Annotated in this window: 11 protein-coding genes and 3 pseudogenes; all 14 read right to left on the bottom strand. The window is 64.8% G+C overall.

From position 1 onward, the window contains the following. Positions 1 to 320 precede the first annotated feature (320 nt). Positions 321 to 611, bottom strand: a complete 291-nt coding sequence (locus IPK20_08730; GenBank protein ID MBK8016793.1) for a hypothetical protein — start codon at positions 609 to 611, stop codon at positions 321 to 323. A gap of 33 nt (positions 612 to 644) precedes the next feature. After that, positions 645 to 1,169, bottom strand: coding sequence for a FixH family protein (locus tag IPK20_08725; protein MBK8016792.1), 525 nt, complete (start codon positions 1,167 to 1,169; stop codon positions 645 to 647). Positions 1,170 to 1,197: 28 nt separating this feature from the next. Then, positions 1,198 to 2,646: a cytochrome c oxidase accessory protein CcoG gene (gene ccoG, locus IPK20_08720; protein MBK8016791.1), complete on the bottom strand. Its 1,449-nt coding sequence runs from the start codon at positions 2,644 to 2,646 to the stop codon at positions 1,198 to 1,200. Between the two features lie 304 nt (positions 2,647 to 2,950). Beyond that, positions 2,951 to 3,871: a cytochrome-c oxidase, cbb3-type subunit III gene (gene ccoP, locus IPK20_08715; protein MBK8016790.1), complete on the bottom strand. Its 921-nt coding sequence runs from the start codon at positions 3,869 to 3,871 to the stop codon at positions 2,951 to 2,953. Between the two features lie 12 nt (positions 3,872 to 3,883). Then, on the bottom strand, positions 3,884 to 4,069 hold the full coding sequence (locus tag IPK20_08710; GenBank protein ID MBK8016789.1) for a cbb3-type cytochrome c oxidase subunit 3: 186 nt from the start codon (positions 4,067 to 4,069) through the stop codon (positions 3,884 to 3,886). 3 nt (positions 4,070 to 4,072) lie between these two features. Beyond that, positions 4,073 to 4,687: a cytochrome-c oxidase, cbb3-type subunit II gene (gene ccoO / locus IPK20_08705; protein ID MBK8016788.1), complete on the bottom strand. Its 615-nt coding sequence runs from the start codon at positions 4,685 to 4,687 to the stop codon at positions 4,073 to 4,075. 15 nt (positions 4,688 to 4,702) lie between these two features. Continuing rightward, positions 4,703 to 6,125, bottom strand: a pseudogene (gene ccoN / locus IPK20_08700) (cytochrome-c oxidase, cbb3-type subunit I). Positions 6,126 to 6,468: 343 nt separating this feature from the next. Further along, complete coding sequence (ccoS, locus tag IPK20_08695; protein MBK8016787.1) at positions 6,469 to 6,678, bottom strand: cbb3-type cytochrome oxidase assembly protein CcoS; 210 nt, start codon at positions 6,676 to 6,678, stop codon at positions 6,469 to 6,471. 23 nt (positions 6,679 to 6,701) lie between these two features. Continuing rightward, positions 6,702 to 9,157: pseudogene (gene cadA / locus IPK20_08690) on the bottom strand (cadmium-translocating P-type ATPase). A 286-nt stretch (positions 9,158 to 9,443) separates the two neighbouring features. Then, positions 9,444 to 11,378 (bottom strand): protein kinase, encoded by a 1,935-nt coding sequence (locus tag IPK20_08685; protein MBK8016786.1) that lies wholly within the window; start codon positions 11,376 to 11,378, stop codon positions 9,444 to 9,446. Next, positions 11,375 to 13,177 carry a hypothetical protein gene (locus IPK20_08680; protein MBK8016785.1) on the bottom strand — a complete coding sequence of 601 codons (1,803 nt, stop codon included), beginning with the start codon at positions 13,175 to 13,177 and terminating at the stop codon, positions 11,375 to 11,377. The genes IPK20_08685 and IPK20_08680 overlap by 4 nt, the downstream gene beginning before the upstream one ends. A gap of 303 nt (positions 13,178 to 13,480) precedes the next feature. Then, positions 13,481 to 14,975, bottom strand: a pseudogene (locus IPK20_08675) (MFS transporter). Between the two features lie 181 nt (positions 14,976 to 15,156). Next, positions 15,157 to 15,903: a PEP-CTERM sorting domain-containing protein gene (locus IPK20_08670; GenBank protein MBK8016784.1), complete on the bottom strand. Its 747-nt coding sequence runs from the start codon at positions 15,901 to 15,903 to the stop codon at positions 15,157 to 15,159. Between the two features lie 208 nt (positions 15,904 to 16,111). Beyond that, positions 16,112 to 18,226 (bottom strand): penicillin-binding protein 1C, encoded by a 2,115-nt coding sequence (gene pbpC, locus IPK20_08665; protein ID MBK8016783.1) that lies wholly within the window; start codon positions 18,224 to 18,226, stop codon positions 16,112 to 16,114. Position 18,227: the final 1 nt, after the last annotated feature.

Here is an 18,227-nt window from a genome sequence, read left to right as displayed (position 1 = left end):
TTCTCGGTGGTCACGGTAGGTACAACCCCTCCAGGATATTCGCCATGAAGTGTGCGTCCCTCGCGCCATGCGCTCGGTGACTTCGGTCACATACGGCACGCACTAACGCGAGCCGGGATCCGGCAGGACAGATGGGCAGGAAGGGGGCCCGACACGAAATCGGACTCCGGTATGGGAGAGGCATGACCGGGAGCCTCCCGATCCGTCGATGGACCGGGAGAATCGCGGCCTGAGTTCACCCGGGAGAGAAATTCGTGATACGCATCGAGTGCAGGGGCACCTGCACCTCCCGCGCGAATGGCGCGGTCACAACCGCAGAATCACGAGGAACAGGCGTTGGGATCGTCGCGCTTGGGGCAGCCCACCGGACGGGCGGTGGGATCCTCGATGGGGCACTTGTTGATGTCCGCCGCCGTGCGCTGAAAGAAGCAGGTCAACACGCTGGAAGCCGTGGCCACTGCCCAGAAGAAGAAGAAGCCAGCGGAATACACCGCGGTGGGAGCCATACCCGCCATCTCACCGAAGATGGAGAGCTCGGACGGGTCGAAGACCGAAAAGAACAAGGCCTCGGCAGCGCCCGCCACGATGAAAGCGGGCCACAACACGTGCATGAGTCGCTGAGCCGACACGGCGATCCCTCCCCGTCAATCGTCCTTGGCGGCCAGTGTAACCGTATTTTCTTCTCCGGATAGCCAGATCCCGGTGATGCGCCACCGACCTTCGGAATCTTCCAGCAGCACCTTCCATTTGCCTTGAGTCACTGTGGTGGCGAGAACCCCCTCGTACCAGCCGCCGTCCACCAGGGAGAGACCCACCTGCTGATCCATGCCCGCGACCGTGGCGTGGGCCAGTTTGAGCTTGAGCGATGCGGGAGTCCCGGAGGCCCCTTCGAGCAGCACACGCAGACGTCGCCCATCGTCGCCGACCTGCAACCGCCCCGTCAGCCCCAGTTTCGTGGCTGCGCGCCCCTTCGCGACGGTCCGGTTGATGGCGAGGCCCTGCTTGTAGTAGTCCTCCGCCACCAGACCATCCTGATGCGTGACCGCGATGTAGGCGGTGATGGCACCGCCGATCACCGCTGCGACCGGACCCGCCATGAGGATCCAGGGCCACGGTTCCCGATACCAGGGGAGCCCGCTGCCCGCCCGTCCGGCTGTGTCTGCAATCATCGGTTTGTCATCCTCTTCCATTGCACCTTCAGGGAACGATGAACTTCGCCTTCTCGTCGATCACGATCGGTGTCGGGTTGTCCTTGCTCGTGGCTTCCACCCGGAAATCGATGCCCATAGATCCGTGGCTGGCCGCGTCGGGCTTGGCACGTACCCTCACAGGCACCATGCGAGAGGTGGCCCCCGGCAGTTCGACCGGATTCTCCCGCGCATCCAGCTGAAGCTCGGGCAAGCCCGACGCGCTGATCCTGAAGGTGCGTGGCGTTTCGTCCGTATTCATCAGTTGCAGCCGGTAGACGTTCTCCACCTTGCCGTCTCCATTGTCCGCGGCCATCGGCACCCGGTCTCGAATGACGTCGACTTTCACCGGCACCCGATGCGCCAGCGTCACCACCGCTGCCGTGGCAACGGCAAGCAGGATGCCGGTGTACAGCAGCACGCGGAACCTGAAGATCTGCCGGATCATCGCCTTGCGGTCCAGATGCTGCTTGACGGCGTGTTCGGTCGAGTAACGGATGAGCCCCCGAGGGTAGTTCATCTTGTCCATGACCTGGTTGCAACCGTCGATGCACGCGGCACAGCCGATGCATTCGTACTGCAACCCGTTCCGGATATCGATGCCCGTCGGACACACCTGCACGCAGATGCCGCAGTCCACACAGGCTCCCAGCCCCAGCTTCGAGGGGTCTGCCGACTTCGAACGCGCTCCCCGGGGTTCGCCGCGCTCCTTGTCGTAGGTGATGACCAGCGTATCCGGATCGAACATGACCCCCTGGAATCGCGCATAAGGGCACATGTACTTGCATACCTGCTCCCGCATCCAGCCCGCATTGCCGTAGGTCGCGAAACCGTAGAACAGCATCCAGAACGTTTCCCAGGGACCGGCACCGAAGGCCATCACGTCGGAGGCGAGCGTCCGGATGGGCGTGAAGTAGCCGACGAACGTGAAACCGGTCCACAGGGCGAGAAGAATCCACAGCGAATGCTTGACGGCCTTCTTGCCGAACTTGCGACCCGACAATTCGGACTTGTCGAGCTTCATGCGCTGCAACCGGTCTCCCTCGACGACCCGCTCTATCCAGAGAAAAAGTTCGGTATAGACGGTCTGGGGACAGGCGTAGCCGCACCACAGCCGGCCCGCCACCGCCGTGAAAAGAAACAGTGCGTACGCAGAGAGAATGAGCAGGACGGTGAGATAGACGATGTCCTGCGGCCAGAAGACGAGGCCGAAGATGTAGAACTTGCGCGATGCGAGATCGAACAGCACGGCCTGCCGGCCGTTCCATTCGAACCAGGCCAGACCGTAGAAGACGAATTGCGTCAGGAACACCAGGGCCCAGCGTGCCGTCGCGAAATGCCCGGTCACCGCCCTGGGGTAGATCTTCTTGCGGATCTCGTATAGGGCCTGATCCTCGTCGGTGCCCTTGCCGCCGGCAGCCGGCTTGCCCTTCGCTTGTGACCTGACCTGCGCGTCCATGGAACCTCGTCTGTACCAAAGTGCGGTCAGCGAGCGATTCCAGCGATGGCCGGGTCGTGGCGTCCGCACGGAACCGGAATCCGCGTCACTCCGTGTGACGCCCATCCCGGAACATTCGTGTCACGCAGAAAGCCGCCTCTCTGCGCCGTCCCCCCAAGCCTTGGACGGAAACCGTCCGGCCATTGATGCTTTCAGCGCTCGTCTGCGGTTCGCGTCCAGGGTGCGATGGCCGGCAGATCGGCGTGTCTCGATGGACACGGGTCAGCGGTGCCGAGGCGCCACCGACCCGTCTACCGCAAGAGTCCTACTGATTGGCGACTTTCTCGCCGGAATTCGACAGGCTCCAGATATACGCGGCCAGGACGTGCACTTTGGCCTCGCCGAGGAACTCCTTGTGCGCGGGCATCCGTCCGTTGCGACCCTTGGTGACCGTTTCGATGATCGTCGCTTCGCTGCCGCCGTAGAGCCAGGTGCTGTCCGCCAGGTTCGGCGCGCCCAGAGCGGGGTTGCCCTTTCCTTCAGGACCGTGACAGGCCGCGCAGTTCTGCTCGAACTTCTCCTTGCCGCGTCCGGCACGCGCCGAGTCGTTCGTGAGGCCCGACAGCGACATCACGTAGTTCGCCACGTCCTTCGTTCCCTCCTCGCCCAGAACCGGACCCAGAGGAGGCATCATCCCGCCGCGTCCCTCGAGGATGGATGTCTTGATGGTGGCCGGTTCGCCGCCATAGAGCCAGTCCTTGTCCGTCAGGTTGGGGAAGCCCTTGCTGCCGCGGCCGTCGGATGCGTGACACTGCGCGCAGTAGTTGAGAAAGAGCCGTTGCCCGATTTCCTTGGCTTCCGGACTCGCCGCCACCTGCTCGAGTTCCATCTTCTGGAACTTCTCGAAGATGGGACCGAAGCGCTCCTGCGCGCGGACCTGTTCGGTGTCGTACTGCCCGGTGGATGACCAGTTGTAGGCCCCCTTTGAGCTGCCCAGGCCCGGATACAGCGCGAGGTAGATCGCTCCGAACACGAGCGTGATGTAGAAGAGCCACATCCACCACTTCGGCAACGGGTTGTTGTATTCCTCCAGATCACCGTCCCAGACGTGCCCCATGGTCTCGACCTTCGAGCCGGGAACGCGCTTGGAAGACAGCGCCTTCAGGAAAATGCCGCATCCCACGATGCTGACCACCGTGATGAGAGCGACGTAGAGGCTCCAGAAATCGCTTGTGAAATCACTCATGACTCTTCCCTCTTATTTCTGTCCGCCGCGCCGCGTGCCCGTCTGGACGACAGGATCGTCGTCCTCCAGGGCGAGCTTCGCCGCCTCTTCGAAGCGTCCCTTCCGGGCCGCGCCGAACGCCCACCACACGATGCCCAGGAAGACCACGAATTGAACCACGGTCATCCAGGAACGAACGTCTGCCACGGAGATGTCCATGTATCACCTCACGTTCTTGAGAGCGGTACCCAGACCCTGCAGGTACGCGACCAGCGCATCCTGCTCGGTCTTCCCGGCAAGCTCCTCGCGAGCCTTGCCGATCTGCTCGTCGGTGTACGGCACGCCAACCATCCGCAGCGCCTTCATCTTCGCCTCGATCGTGGAAGCATCGGCTGGCGCGGAAGCGAGCCACGGATACGCCGGCATGTTGGACTCGGGAACCACGTCGCGCGGATTGTTCAGATGAAGCCTGTGCCAATCGTCGCTGTAACGCCCGCCCACCCTGTGCAGATCCGGACCGGTGCGCTTGCTGCCCCACTGGAACGGATGGTCGTAGACGTACTCGCCGGCAACCGAGTAATGACCGTAGCGTTCCGTCTCCGCGCGGAACGGACGCACCATCTGCGAATGGCAGTTGTAGCAACCTTCGCGGATGTAGACGTCACGCCCTGTCAGGCGCAGAGGCGAGTACGGCTCCACTCCCTTGACGGCTTCGGTCGTGGATTTCTGGAAGAACAGCGGCACGATCTCGACCAGGCCGCCCACGCTGACCGTGAGCACCACCAGCACGATGAGCCAGGTGATGTTCTTCTCGATGGTTTCGTGTGAAAAGCTCATTTGTCTCTCCTGTGCTCAGTGCGCCGGTGCCGCTGCCAGGATCGGCGCATCCACGGCCTTGGCACCTGCCACGGTCTTCCAGACGTTGTAGGCCATGATCAGCATGCCGCTCAGGTACATCACCCCGCCGAGAAGACGGATGGCGTAGAACGGGTAGGTGGACTTGACGCTCTCGACGAACGTGTAGGTCAGCGTGCCGTCAGGGTTGACCGAACGCCACATCAGTCCCTGCATCACCCCGGCGATCCACATGGCGGCGATGTACAGCACGACGCCGATGGTGGCCACCCAGAAGTGAAGGGTGATGAGCCGCACGCTGTACATCTCGACCCGGCCGAAGAGCCTGGGGATGATGTAATAGAGGCTGCCGATGGAGATCATCGCGACCCAGCCCAGAGCACCCGAGTGCACGTGGCCCACCGTCCAGTCCGTATAGTGCGAGAGCGAGTTCACGGTCTTGATGGACATCATCGGACCTTCGAACGTCGACATGCCGTAGAAGGACAGGGACGTGATGAGGAACTTCAGGATCGGATCCGTGCGCAGTTTGTGCCATGCGCCCGAGAGGGTCATGATGCCGTTGATCATTCCGCCCCAGGACGGCGCGAGCAGGATGAGCGAGAACACCATGCCAATCGACTGCGCCCAGTCCGGCAGCGCGGTGTAGTGCAGGTGGTGGGGACCTGCCCACATGTAGGTGAAGATCAGCGCCCAGAAGTGCACGACCGAGAGACGGTACGAATACACCGGACGGCCGGCCTGCTTGGGAACGAAGTAGTACATCATCCCAAGGAATCCGGCGGTCAGGAAGAAACCCACGGCATTGTGGCCGTACCACCACTGCACCATTGCGTCCTGCACACCGGCGTAGGCCGAGTACGACTTGAACATCGACACCGGGATCTCGGCGCTGTTCACGATGTGCAGCAACGCCACCGTGAGAATGAAGCCGCCGAAGAACCAGTTGGCCACGTAGATGTGCTTGACCTTGCGCGTGGCGAGCGTGCCGAAGAACACGATCGCGTAGCTGACCCAGACGACGGCGATCAGCAGGTCGATGGGCCACTCGAGCTCGGCGTATTCCTTGCCGGTGGTGATGCCCATCGGCAGCGACAGCGCGGCGAGCACGATGATGAGTTGCCAGCCCCAGAACGTGAACCCTGCCAGCGGTCCGGCGAACAGCCGCGTATGACAGGTCCGCTGGACCGCGTAATACGATGTCGCGAACAGCGCGCTGCCGCCGAACGCGAAGATCACCGCGTTCGTGTGCAGAGGTCGCAGCCGGCCGTACGAAAGCCAGGGGATCCCGCGTCAAATCCGGCCACAACAGTTGCGCCGCGATCACCACGCCCACGAGCATCCATACGATGCCCCAAACCAGCGTCATGATGGCGAACTGTCGGACCACCTTGTAGTTGTAGGTCGTCTGTTGTTGCATGTCCGCTCCCTATCCCAGAACACTCCGAAAAGTGGTGTGCGACCACCGCGCCCTTCTGCGGCGATCTGTCGCACATTATTGCGGCGCACTCAAAGCGCTGCTTGACGCAGATCAAGCTCCCCGAAGAACCCGGTCGCGATCCCGCCTTTTCGGCAGGGAACTGGCCCGGTAGCCGAGAAAAGAAGCGGCCCAGGGCTCTGGCGCGCGTGGCATGTCCCGCGAGACATGTCGACGGCAAGTCCGTACTGCGCTCCCGTTTTCAGGGAGTCCGGCAAACGCGATCGGCGCTGGAAGAAATTCCCGACCGATTCGAAGGGCCTTATCGGCGATGCCGCTGACGGCTTTAGCGAGATTTTCTGTCGTTGCCTTCCCGGTCCGCCTCGGATTCCTCCGGTCGCGCTTCCGCTGCCGGCGTATCGTCGTCCATGAGAATGCGGTGAGCCGGTCCTTCCATGTCGTCGAACTGTCCGCTTCGCAGGGACCACCAGAACAACGCGCCGATGACGAACACGAGAACGATCGAGAGGGGCACCAGAAGATAGAGGATGTCCATGAGTCGGGCCCGGATCGAATGGATCAAGCCTGCGGCACGACGGCCGCAGAAGCTCCTGCAGTCTCTGAAGGTCTGCGCAACCGCAGCGCATTCACCACGACCAGTACCGAACTTGCCGCCATGCCGAGCCCGGCCGCCCAGGGCGTCACCCAGCCGAAGGCGGCGAGCGGTACCGCGACGACGTTGTAGGCGAACGCCCAGAAGAGATTCTGGCGAACGATGGTCATGGTCCGCGCCGCATGCCGGAATCCCGTCGCGATCGCCTCGATCCGCCCGCCGGTGAGGACCAGATCGGCGGCCTGCTGGGCCAGGATGGCGCCACTGCCCATGGCCACGGACACGTCCGCCTGGGCCAGGACAGGCGCATCGTTGACCCCGTCGCCGACCATGCAGACGACGGCGCCCCCAGCCTGGAGTCCGGCGACCAGTTCATGCTTGCGTTCAGGAGTACAACCTGCGTGCCAGTTTCGATACTGCACCTGCGGGCGACGTCCGCGACAGCCTCGGCGCGGTCGCCGCTCGCGAGGACGACGGTCCAGCCCATGTCGCGGAACGCGTGCACGGCCTCCACGGCGCCGGGCCGGAGCCGGTCGCCCAGATCGAATCTCGCCACCACCTCCCTTTCGTTCGCGAGCCACACCTCCGTGAAGACCGAGCCGCCCTGCGTCGCTTGTACTGGCCGTCCCATCAGCGCTTCCACAAACTGACGGTTGCCCAGGCGATGACGCCGGCCTTCGATCCGGCCTTCCAGTCCGGCGCCCGCCACGTGCACGAGGTCGGCGACAGCTGTCGTCGTCTCCGATACGCCGGCAGTCCTGAGCGCCCTGGCGACCGGATGGTCGGAACCCTGGCTCAAGACCGCGGCCATGGTTCTGGCGCGCTGTTCGTCGATCCCATTGAATATGCGAACGCCGACCACGGTGAAGACGCCCTCCGTCAGCGTCCCGGTCTTGTCGAGCACCACGTGCGTCACTCCGGCGGCGGTTTCGATCGCGCGGCTGCGCGTTACGACCAGACCCATGCGGGCCATCGCGCCGATGGCCACGGTCAGGGCGGCCGGGGTCGCAAGAGAAAGGGCGCAGGGGCAAGTCACGACGAGAATGGCAACGGCAACGGCGAGTGAGCGCGAGGGATCGATGGTCCACCAGAGCGTTGCGCTGAGAGCGGCAATGGCCAGCACCGCGGCCACGAACCACCCGGCGTAACGGTCGGTCACCTGGACGAAACGCGGCCGCTCGCGGTGCGCCGTTTCGACCAGCCGCACGATGGCATTCAGGCGGGTGGCCGATCCCGTCCGCTCGACTCTCAGCACCACGGGATTGGTGACGTTGGTCGTGCCGCCGACCACGCCCGCGCCCGGACGGCGCGACGCGGGCACGCTCTCTCCCGTCAGCAGCGATTCGTCGACCCGTGTCTCTCCTTCGACCAGGACGCCATCCGCAGGAAAAGCATCCCCCGGACGCACCAGCACATGGTCGCCAGCCAGGAGCCCCTGGGCGGGAATCGTTTCCGTGTCGCGCCGGTCCGGATAGCCGGGCATGCGCTCCGCGCGCGCAGGCATGGCCCGCATGAGATGGCGCAGTGCCTCGCCGGCCTTCCCGCGAGCGGCATTCTCGAGCCAGCGTCCGGCCAGGAGAAAGAAGATGAACATGGAGACGGAATCGAAATAGACCTCCCCTTCTCCACGCCACGTCGCCCAGCAGCTTCCGGCAAAGGCTGCGACGATGCCGAGGGAGACGGGCACGTCCATGCCAAGCCGCCCCAGCCGGAGATCGCGGATCGTTCCGCGAAAGAAGGGCGCGGCCGAATAGGTGACGACCGGGACCGTCAATACGAGGCTCGCCCACCGTAACAGGGCGGCGATGTCGGCAGTCATGTCCCCGTCCGTGGCGATGTAGGCGGGATAGGCGTACATCATCACCTGCATCATGCCGAAGGCGGCCACGAACAGTCGCCAGAGCGCCTTGCGCGCTTCGGCCTTTTCGAGCCGTTCGGCCGCGGCGCTGTCGTGGGGTGCCGCCCGGTAGCCGATGTCCTGGATCGCCTGGAGAATCGCCGACAGCCTTACACGCGCCGGATCCCAGCGCAGCCGGGCACGGCGTGTGGTGTAGTTCACGTCGGCGCGCAAGACGCCCGGCAGCCGCTGCAAGTGCTGCTCGTTGAGCCACACGCAGGCAGCACAGGTAATCCCTTCCACGATGAGGGTCGCCTCGGCGCTGCCATCGGGCCCCGGTTCGACGAAGCTCGCCTGGATCTCGGGCCGGTCGTAGATCTCGAGTTCCTTGAGCGGGACGACCTCCGCACCGGCAGGCCCGGACAACGCGGCCCGGTTGCGATAGAACGCCTCCAGGCCGGCCCCCAGAATGGATTCCGTGACGGCCTGACAGCCTGCGCAGCACAGTTCTCGCGGCTGGCCCTCGACCACCGCCACGAAGCGGCCCGGCTCGAGAACGGGCAGTCCGCAGTGGTAACAGGGCATCGGGCCGCGCGCCGGCAGGGACCGCTCCGTCGCGGCTTTGCCGGCAGGCCCCGAATTGACCTGGGACATCATGTACTCCGGTGGTCAGGCGTCGGGATGTCCGGCGGAACGATCTGTTGCCGCCCGGCGACTCCCGGCACCGAATCGTTCAGGGAAAGCCCGAGACTAGCGACGCCGCGCACCCCGCCGTTGATCTGAGTCAATCGCCTGCCGATCGCTCTGCCCGCTGCAGGAGGGAGCGAGCCGGTGCAGCAGACGGCCGGCGCCCATCGCATTGTCCGCGAGGTCAGGAGCTTGCGAAGGGCAGGCGGCCGCGAAGATCCCGGAGCCGCTGGAACAACGACTTGGCGACCGGACTGTCCGCCTTCTTCTCGGGTTCGACCTTCTGCGTCCGCAAGAGGCCGGGACTGGTCTTGTAGGTGTGGTAACGGTTGAGGGCCGCGATCACGTGCTCCTTGAGCAGCACCGGATTGAGCGGCCTGCCGAGGAACCGGTAGACCTGGACCTCGTTGATGAGTTCGATGAGGATGAGCGCATCCCCCGCCGATGTCAGCGCCACGGTGAGAATCTGCGGGTAAGCGACCTTCAGCGCGTGCAACAGCGCCTTCACCGCCGCGGGATCGGCGTCGAGGTCCGCGATCAACACTGCCACTTCGCGCTCCTGAAGCAGGCGCAGCGCTTCGTCCATGTTGCGAGCCTGTCCTACCCAGTGACGATCGCCGAAGTCGCGTACCGCATGCGGCGTGATCTCGTCCCGAGGATCCAGGCAGAGGATCGACTCGTCGAAGCGCGCCTCGGCGGGCATCCGCCACGCCGGGATGTCGGGCAGCGTCGTGGCGATGTCGACCGCCTCGGCAATCACCCGCTGCAACTCCTTGGCATCCCACGGCTTGTTGATGAACCGCCAGACCTCGCCTTCGTTGATGGAACCCACGATCGACGCCAGGTCCGAGTATCCGGTGAGAAGAATCCGCACGCTCTTGGGCGAGATCTCCCGGATCTGCCGCAGCAGTTCCACGCCCACCATGCCGGGCATGCGTTGGTCCGAAACCACCACCTGTACGGGGATGCGCTTGACCATCTCGAGCGCCTGTACTGGATCGTCGGCGGTGTAGACACGGTACTGCTGCCGGAACAGCGCATGCAGCGCAGTGAGAATGCGCATCTCGTCGTCCACGAACAGGACGTTCGGGCGAGCGCCGCCGGGCGGCGGCACCGTCGCGGACGAAACCATGGGCAGCGATGCGGGGCTGGGCCCGGGAACGGAACCTGGAATGGTCGTGCCCAGGTCGCCTTCGGCGGCCGGCCTGAAATTGGCCCGCACCGCTTTCAGAAGGTTCGGCGCGATCCTGGGTCCGGTCGACGACGGACCCGGCTTGCCCACCAGCAGCGGCTGCTGCATCACGTCGCGCAGCACATGCGCGAACTCCCGCGCCGACTGGTACCGGTCGGCTGAGTCCTTCGACAGCCCTTTCAACACCACCGCATCGAGCACGCCCGTGAGCTGATCGTTGCGCGACGATGGCGGCACCGGCATCTCGGTGAACACGCGATGCATGATGACGGCGCTGTTGGGACCGTCGAAAGGGCGCTTGCGTGTGAGCAGTTCGTACAGGATGACCGCCACCGCGTACAGATCGGTACGCGGGTCGGCGATCTCGCCGGCGAACTGTTCCGGCGCCATGTAGGACGGCGTCCCGATGAGATCGCCTGTCTGGGTGAGGTTGGACGATTCCAGCCTCGCCACGCCGAAGTCGGTGATCTTGATGACGCCATCGCGGCTCACCATGATGTTCGACGGCTTGATGTCGCGGTGGATCACCCCCTGCGCGTGCGAATAGGCCAGCGCTTCCAGCACCTGCAACATGATGTCGCAGCACTTCTCGGGCTCGCCGCTGAAGTCCTCCCCTTGCAGATAGGCGGTGAGCGGCCGGCCGAAGACGCACTCCATCACCAGGTAGACCAGCTCGTCTTCCTCGCCGAAGTCGTACACCGCGACGATGTTGGGGTGCTGCAGGCGTCCTGCCGCCCGGGCTTCCACGCGGAAACGCGCGAGGATCGCCTTCGACTCGTACGGATCCAGCCGTGCCTTGTCCACCACCTTGATGGCAAGCGTGCGCTCGATGACCGGGTCGTAGGCCTGATAGACGATCGCGGTCGCGCCGGCACCGAGTTGGCCGCGGACTTCGTACTTCCCGATGCGTTCGGGCAGCCGGATCATGCCGCGCGCGCCATGGCGGACTGGATCGGAAGTGTCACCGTGAACCGCGTTCCCTGCCCGGTCTTCGACTCCACGGTGATCTTGCCGCCGTGCTCCTCCACGATCTTGTAGGCGATCGACAGCCCGAGACCCGTTCCCTTGCCTACGTCCTTGGTCGTGAAGAACGGATCGAAGATCTTGGGCAGCACCTCCGGCGGTATGCCGTGCCCGTCATCCTCCACGTCGATGGCCACTTCGCGGTCGCCCACGCGGCGTGTGGTGATGATGATCGTTCCCGAGCCTTCCTTCGTCGCCTGGGCCGCATTGGTGACGAGATTCAGGAAGACCTGGTTGATCTGCGAGGGAGAGCACGACACGAGGGGGATCTCGCCGAAGCGCTTGACCACGTTCCGGGTCTTGACCAGGTTGCGCGCGATCTTGAGCGTGCTCTCCATTCCCGCGCGCAGATCGAACTGGGTCACCTTGGTGCGGTCCAGCCGGCTGAAATCCTTGAGGTTCAGCACGAGATCGGAAATCTGTCCGATGCCGTACACACCGTCCTGGGTGAGGCGTTCGAGCGTGGGAACCGCCTCCTGCTCGCGCATCTCGCGCACCATGTTGCTCACCTGGGTGAACTGCGACGTCACTTCGTCCTCGGTCGCATTGCCCGACTGCAGCATCTCCAGCAGCCGCTCGGTCTGGACGGCAAGCGCGGACAACTGCGGCAGTTGCGCCTGCACCGATTCCAGGCTCGACTTCACGTAGGCGAGCGGCGTGTTGATCTCGTGAGCCACTCCGGCCACCATCTGCCCGAGCGATGACATCTTCTCGGACTGCACCAGCATCGCCTCGGATTCCTTCAGGTGCTTGAGCGCGTCCGACAGCTCCCGCGTGCGCAGTTCCACCTTCTGTTCCAGGGTTTCGTTGGCCCGCTTCAACTGCAGATTGACGATGTTGATGACGCGATAGCTGCGGAACAGCTGCGCGCCGACGTAGGCCAACAGTACCAGCAGGGCCGCGGAGTAGAAGACGAGATAGACGCGATAGAGCTCCCGCTGCTCGAGTGCGCCCTGAAACGTCTGGGCGAACGAAGTCCCCAAGGCATCGGTGCGCGGGGCGGTCGGGAAGTAGTACAGCCTGGCGAACGCCTGGTCCCGGCGGGGCTGCGCCTCGCGCAACGCCCGCAGCGTGGTGACCGTCTGGCGCAGAGTGTCGCGGATCGCCCCGGGAAGCACGTCCACGGCCGCCAGGAGCTTGAATTCCGCCTGCTCGATCTCCTGGGCCAGACGCTCGCCGGACACTGCCGAAAACTCCATGCTCGTCGCAGAAAGGCGGTCGAGCAGCATGCGGACTTCCTCCAGCCTCTCGCGCAGCGCCCCGGGATCGGCAGCGCGCAAGTCCCGGATCTGAGCCTGGGCCGAAGGCACCGAACTCAACACGCTGGAAAGTGCCTTCGCCGAGACCTCGGTCGCCCGGCCGTATTCGGCCATGAGCATCAGCTTCTCGTCGTACACGGTCTGGAGTCTTGCCACATTGGCCACCAGAACGAGGTCCTCGAGCGCCCTGGCTTCCTGACTGAGACCGTTGATCGCACGACCGAGCTGGTCGCGCGAGACGCGCTGCATCTCCTCGTCGGCCAGGGCGCCCGTTCTCGCGCGCAGGATCGACTCGTTCCACTTGGCGTCGAGTCTGCGCAGGTTGGCGAGCTGTTCGTTCACACGTACCTGGCGACCGAAATCTGCGGTCTGGGTCATGTAGACGAGAAAGCCGAGCAGCAACGCGAGAAGGAACGCGAGAACGATGACCAGAAATCGTCGCACAGGATAGTCAACCGGTCGTTCAGGGATCTTCTAGATGACAGTTGTCCGGATTCTACCGGCTCGACAGGATCGGCGGCGGACCACTGTCGAAAAAAGTTACGGCCGGAGTTGTCGTTCATCGAATACGCAGAACGACCCCGGCCGCGGGACTGCCACTTGTCGAAGGTGTGAATTGCGTTCCCCCCGGACGTACCGTTGGAACCGGCGGTCCGGGAAGGAAAGAAGGCGAGCGGTGCAGGCACCGGTCGCCTCGCAGGGTGTCACCGCGCGCCCGGGGCCCGAGGCCGGAACGCGCGTCTGCCTTCAGTGAGGCGTTGCGGAGATCGCCCCGGGCGTGCGCTGAGTCTTCGGCAGGAGCAGGATGATGATCACGCCCAGGAACCCCACCGCTGCCAGCGCGTGGAAGGCCGCCTCACTGGAATTCGTCGCCGTGCGGATGCGTCCGATCAGGTCCGGGCCGAAATGGCCGCCGAGGTTGCCCACCGAGTTGATCCAGGCGATCCCCGCGGCGGCTGCGGTCCCGGACAGGAACGCCGTCGGCAGGGACCAGAACGTCGCCACCCAGGACAGGATGCCGGCCGTCACGACCGTCAGGGCGATGATCGCCGGGAAGGCGTTCTTGCCGATGAGCGCCAGCGCCACCATGCCGACGACCGCCACGAGCAGCGATCCCGCCGCGTGCCAGCGGCGCTCGCCGGTCCGGTCCGAATGCGATCCCACCAGGACCATCGAAACGGCGGCGACACCCCAGGGAATCATGCTGAGCAGTCCCACCTTGAGGAGGTCCTTCTTGTCGATGCCCAGTTCCTGGATGATCGTGGGCATCCAGAAGTTGATCGCGTAGAAGCCCACCACGCCGCAGAAGTACACGATCGCCAGCGCCCAGACCCGGACGTCCTTGAAGGCGTCCATGAAGCTGTGACGTCCGCCCAGTTCGGCCTTGGCCTCGTTGTCCTCGCGCACGCGCTGGTCGATGAGATCCTTCTCCGCCGTCTCCAGCCACTTGCAGTCGCGCGGCTTGTTGGGAAGCAGGAAGATCACGAGCACGCCGATGATCACCGAGGGAATGCCCTCCAGCAGGAACAGCCACTGCCAGCCGCGCCAGCCGTTGACCATGTCCATGTACTGCATGATCGCGCCCGAGACCGGCGAGCCGACGACGTTGGAGATGGCGATGGCCGTCATGAACAGCGCCGTCATCCGCGCACGGCGCGACGACGGAAACCAGTAGGTCATGTACAGGATGATGCCGGGAAAGAACCGGCTTGGGCCACCCCAGCAGGAACCGGAGCGTGTAGAACCAGAATTCGCCGTTCACGAACATGAACGCGCTGGAGATGATGCCCCAGGTGATCATGATCCGCGCGATCCACATCTTGGCGCCCACGCGCTCGAGAATCACGTTGCTGGGCACTTCGAAAATGAAGTATCCGATGAAGAAGATGCCCGCGCCGAACCCGTACACCGCATCCGAGAACTGCAGGTCCGCTGCCATCTGGAGCTTCGCGAAGCCCACGTTGACGCGATCCAGGAACGCGACGATGTAGCAGAAGAAGAGGAACGGAATGAGTTTGGCGCCGACTTTCTTGTACGTCGCCTCCTCGAATTCCGGAGTAAAGGTCTGGGTAGCCAAGGCAGTCCTCCCTAAACCGGACTTGGGCGGTGCCGCTCGGCGCGGCTTCGCTGTCCGGGGTGTCTTATCACGAACAAGGGGATGTCCCCTTGCATCTCCCCCCGAATCGAGGCGTCGCGCCGGATACCCGACAGCACCGCCGGCCGGTTCGAGACCGCCGGACATGCCGAAACGCACCGGAGCGTCGCCCATCGGACGTGCCCGTCTCCGGGCGCGGCGTATTGTAGGTGCCTTGACTGACCGTGGCTAGCGAAGGTCCGGACCCGCCCTCCCGGGACCGGAAGGAAAAAAAACGGCACCCGAAGGTGCCGTGCGGAGGAGACTGAACAGGGATGAGAGCGAGATGTCAGCGGCGACGGCGAGTCGCGAGTCCGATCCCGATGAGACCCAGACCCAGCATCGCGTAGGTTTCCGGTTCCGGAACCGCACCGATCACGCCCGCGCCGGTGATGAGGTTCTCGTTGTTCTTGTACAGCACGACGCCCTGGGCGGAGTAACCCGTCTGGTTCACGAAGGCCAGATCGGCCGCATCGATATCCGTGACCACACCGCCGACCTTGTACGTGACGAGGAACTTGGAGTGCGTGACGTTCGTGCCGACGTTCCAGCTGATCGTGATGTCGTAGGGGTCGACGGAGGGGTCGTCCGAGATCGAGATGGCCGCCGGCGCTTGTCCGGCGTCCGGGAAGCCGGGCGCTCCGCCTGCCCACTCGACGATGAGTTCGGAATCGGCCACGGCCAGCAGTGACGGATTGACCGTCATGTTCAGGGTGATGAGTTCCTCGTTGCCGGCGAGGTTGCCCCGACCGGGCATCACGCAGCAGGACGCGTCTCCCGTGAGCGGATCGTCGAAGGTGAACTGCTTGGTGGACACCTGGAACTCGACGGTCGGCGCGAGTGCATCGAACGCGCCCCCTGCCAAAAAGTCCAGATCATAGATACGGATGTTCACCCAGGGCTTGTCGCCGGAGGGCGCGGACGGAGCGATGATCTTGTCGAGTCCCAGATTGATCTCGGCCATGGCAGGGGCCGTAGTGAATGCCGCTACGCCTGCCGCAGCAAGAAACTTCAGGGCTGCATTGCGCTTCTTCATTTCAGAGGGTCTCCAGTGAATGTGCCGGCCGCGCCGGCATGACCCGGGCGGGGCAGGACAGTGTCGGCCTCGGTCGGTCGCCATGCGCCGGCCACAGACCGGCGGTCGCATCCTCTTCAGCCAGTCGACAAGATACGGGACACCCTCTTACGGATCAGTTACCGATTCGCCAATTGGCGACAATTTTTCCATCCATCTGATTAGTCACCTATTTGTCACGGGACACAGCCCCTCGCACTTCGAACCGGACCTGATCCAGCACCTGGCCATCCCGACTGTCGAGGGTCAGATCGAAGCGTCCCGCCTGCGGTATCCAGGTGGCGCCTCCATCCTCCTCGGCAGGCAGTTCGAGGCCGCCGACACGCCAATGCAAGCCCGGTACGGCCGCCGTGGGAAGGAACCGGACTCTCTGGATGCCTTCCGGAATGTCCGGATCCAGCGCCAGGATCGCCCCGTTGCCCGGATACGAAATGCGCACGGCCGCGGCGACCGGGGGCTTGAGCCCGATCTCCGCGATCTCGGTCCCCTTGACGAAGTATTCGTCGCGGTCCGGCTCCACCGGCGGCACGAACCGGACATGCTGCAGCACGACCTCGGGGGGCCGCGCATGCCCGGTGGAGGAAGATTCGCCACGGTTCAGCGCCTGCTGCACTTCCAGCCAGATGGGCGCCGCCCCGCTCACTCCCGATACATCCCGCATGGGCGAGCCATCGAAGTTGCCGACCCAGACGCCCACGGTGTACCGGCGGGAGAATCCGATGCACCAGTTGTCCCGCATGTCCTTGCTCGTGCCGGTCTTCACCGCGCTCCACACACGGGTGTTGAGCGGATTGTCCAGCCCGAACGTGGTACTGCGGGCGCCACGGTCGGCGAGGATGTCGGCCACGATCCATGTCGCTGCCGGATTCGCCACGGGCACGGACGGCCCGGACGGCCCGGCCGTGAGTAGAGGCGGACTCGAGCGGCCGCCCTGCGCGAGCGAGCGGTAGGCCGCAGTCAACTGCCACAGGGTGACGTCCGCCGATCCGAGCGCCAGCGAGTAGCCGTAGTAATCGCCGGACTCCACCACGCCCGCGAAGCCCAGCGCCCGCAGTCTGTCCACGAAGCGATCCGCGCCCAGCAGCATGAGCGTGCGCACTGCCGGCACGTTGAGAGACGCGGACAGTGCGGTCCTGACGCTCACCGGACCGCGGAAGTCCCGGTCGTAGTTCTGCGGCACGTACAGGCCGGAGGGCGTGACCAGATTGGCGGGCGAGTCGTCCAGCAGCGAGGCGGCCGTGAGTATCTGCTCCTCCAGCGCCATGCCATACAGGAACGGCTTCAGGGTCGAGCCGGCCTGGCGCGGCGCGCGCACGCCGTCGACGAAGGGCGCACTGGATCCCGGCCCCTGATTGCCGGCGTAGGCCAGCACCTCGCCTGTGGCGTTGTCGAGCACCAGCACCGCTCCGTCCTGCACGTGTCGATCCGACAGGGTGGAAAGCTGCCTGCGCAGCACGTCGAGGACCTTGGCCTGCACCCCGGCATCCAGCGTCGTCGTCACGTTCCGGGTCTCGCGGGAGAGAAGGGCCCGAGCCACGTGCGGCGCCAGTGCGGCGCGCGGTTCCAGCCGCGGCGGGAGCTTGAGAACGGAACCCGCGAGCCGGTCCAGCGGCCGGCAATCCCTGGCGCCCGCCACGGCGCAGGCGCGGCGCGAGACCACGTCGCTCCTCGCGTTGGGCCCTCGAAGCAGTGCGGCCAGCAACGCGGCCTCCGGGGCGGTGACACCCGAGGGACTCTTGTGGAACAGTCCCTGAACGGCTGCGCCGACGCCGGACAGTTCGCCGCGGAACGTGGAGAGATTGAGATAGGCCTCGAGGATCTGCCGCTTGGTCCACGCCCCTTCCAGTTCGCGTGCCGCCCGGATCTGTTCGACCTTCTGCACCACCGTCCGCCGGCTGCCCTCCGCCCGCAAGGAAGGTTCCAGCATCGCGGCCACCTGCATGGACAGCGTGCTGGCGCCGCGCGGGGATCCGCGAAAGAACGTGTCGAACGCCGCGTCGCCCAGGGCGCGCCAGTCGACGCCGCCGTGTTCGAAGAAGCGCTTGTCCTCCGCCTGGATCACGGCCTGCACGAGCGCAGGCGAAACGTCGCGCAGTTCGACCCACGGAAGTCTTCGCACCGTCTCGTCCACGCGGATCTCGTGCAGCAGTTCGCCGTGCCGGTCGAACAGCATGGCTTCGCTGGGCACGAACGTCTGGCGCACCTGCGCGAAGGTGGGCGGTACCGCGCCTTCGACGGGGCCCGCCGAAAGCACCGCGGCGAGGGCAAGGAGCGATCCGCCCATG

This window comes from Betaproteobacteria bacterium, assembly GCA_016713305.1.
Taxonomy (GTDB): domain Bacteria; phylum Pseudomonadota; class Gammaproteobacteria; order Burkholderiales.
This window is presented reverse-complemented; position numbering and strand designations above follow the sequence as displayed.

Bases quoted from the DNA above. Each gene is read 5' to 3' on its own strand.
- ccoP (MBK8016790.1), bottom strand. From the start codon at position 3,871: ATGAGTGATTTCACAAGCGATTTCTGGAGCCTCTACGTCGCTCTCATC.
- pbpC (MBK8016783.1), bottom strand. From the start codon at position 18,226: ATGGGCGGATCGCTCCTTGCCCTCGCCGCGGTGCTTTCGGCGGGCCCC.
- IPK20_08670 (MBK8016784.1), bottom strand. From the start codon at position 15,903: ATGAAGAAGCGCAATGCAGCCCTGAAGTTTCTTGCTGCGGCAGGCGTA.
- IPK20_08710 (MBK8016789.1), bottom strand. From the start codon at position 4,069: ATGGACATCTCCGTGGCAGACGTTCGTTCCTGGATGACCGTGGTTCAA.
- IPK20_08730 (MBK8016793.1), bottom strand. From the start codon at position 611: ATGCACGTGTTGTGGCCCGCTTTCATCGTGGCGGGCGCTGCCGAGGCC.
- ccoS (MBK8016787.1), bottom strand. From the start codon at position 6,678: ATGGACATCCTCTATCTTCTGGTGCCCCTCTCGATCGTTCTCGTGTTC.
- IPK20_08725 (MBK8016792.1), bottom strand. From the start codon at position 1,169: ATGATTGCAGACACAGCCGGACGGGCGGGCAGCGGGCTCCCCTGGTAT.
- ccoO (MBK8016788.1), bottom strand. From the start codon at position 4,687: ATGAGCTTTTCACACGAAACCATCGAGAAGAACATCACCTGGCTCATC.
- IPK20_08685 (MBK8016786.1), bottom strand. From the start codon at position 11,378: ATGATCCGGCTGCCCGAACGCATCGGGAAGTACGAAGTCCGCGGCCAA.
- ccoG (MBK8016791.1), bottom strand. From the start codon at position 2,646: ATGGACGCGCAGGTCAGGTCACAAGCGAAGGGCAAGCCGGCTGCCGGC.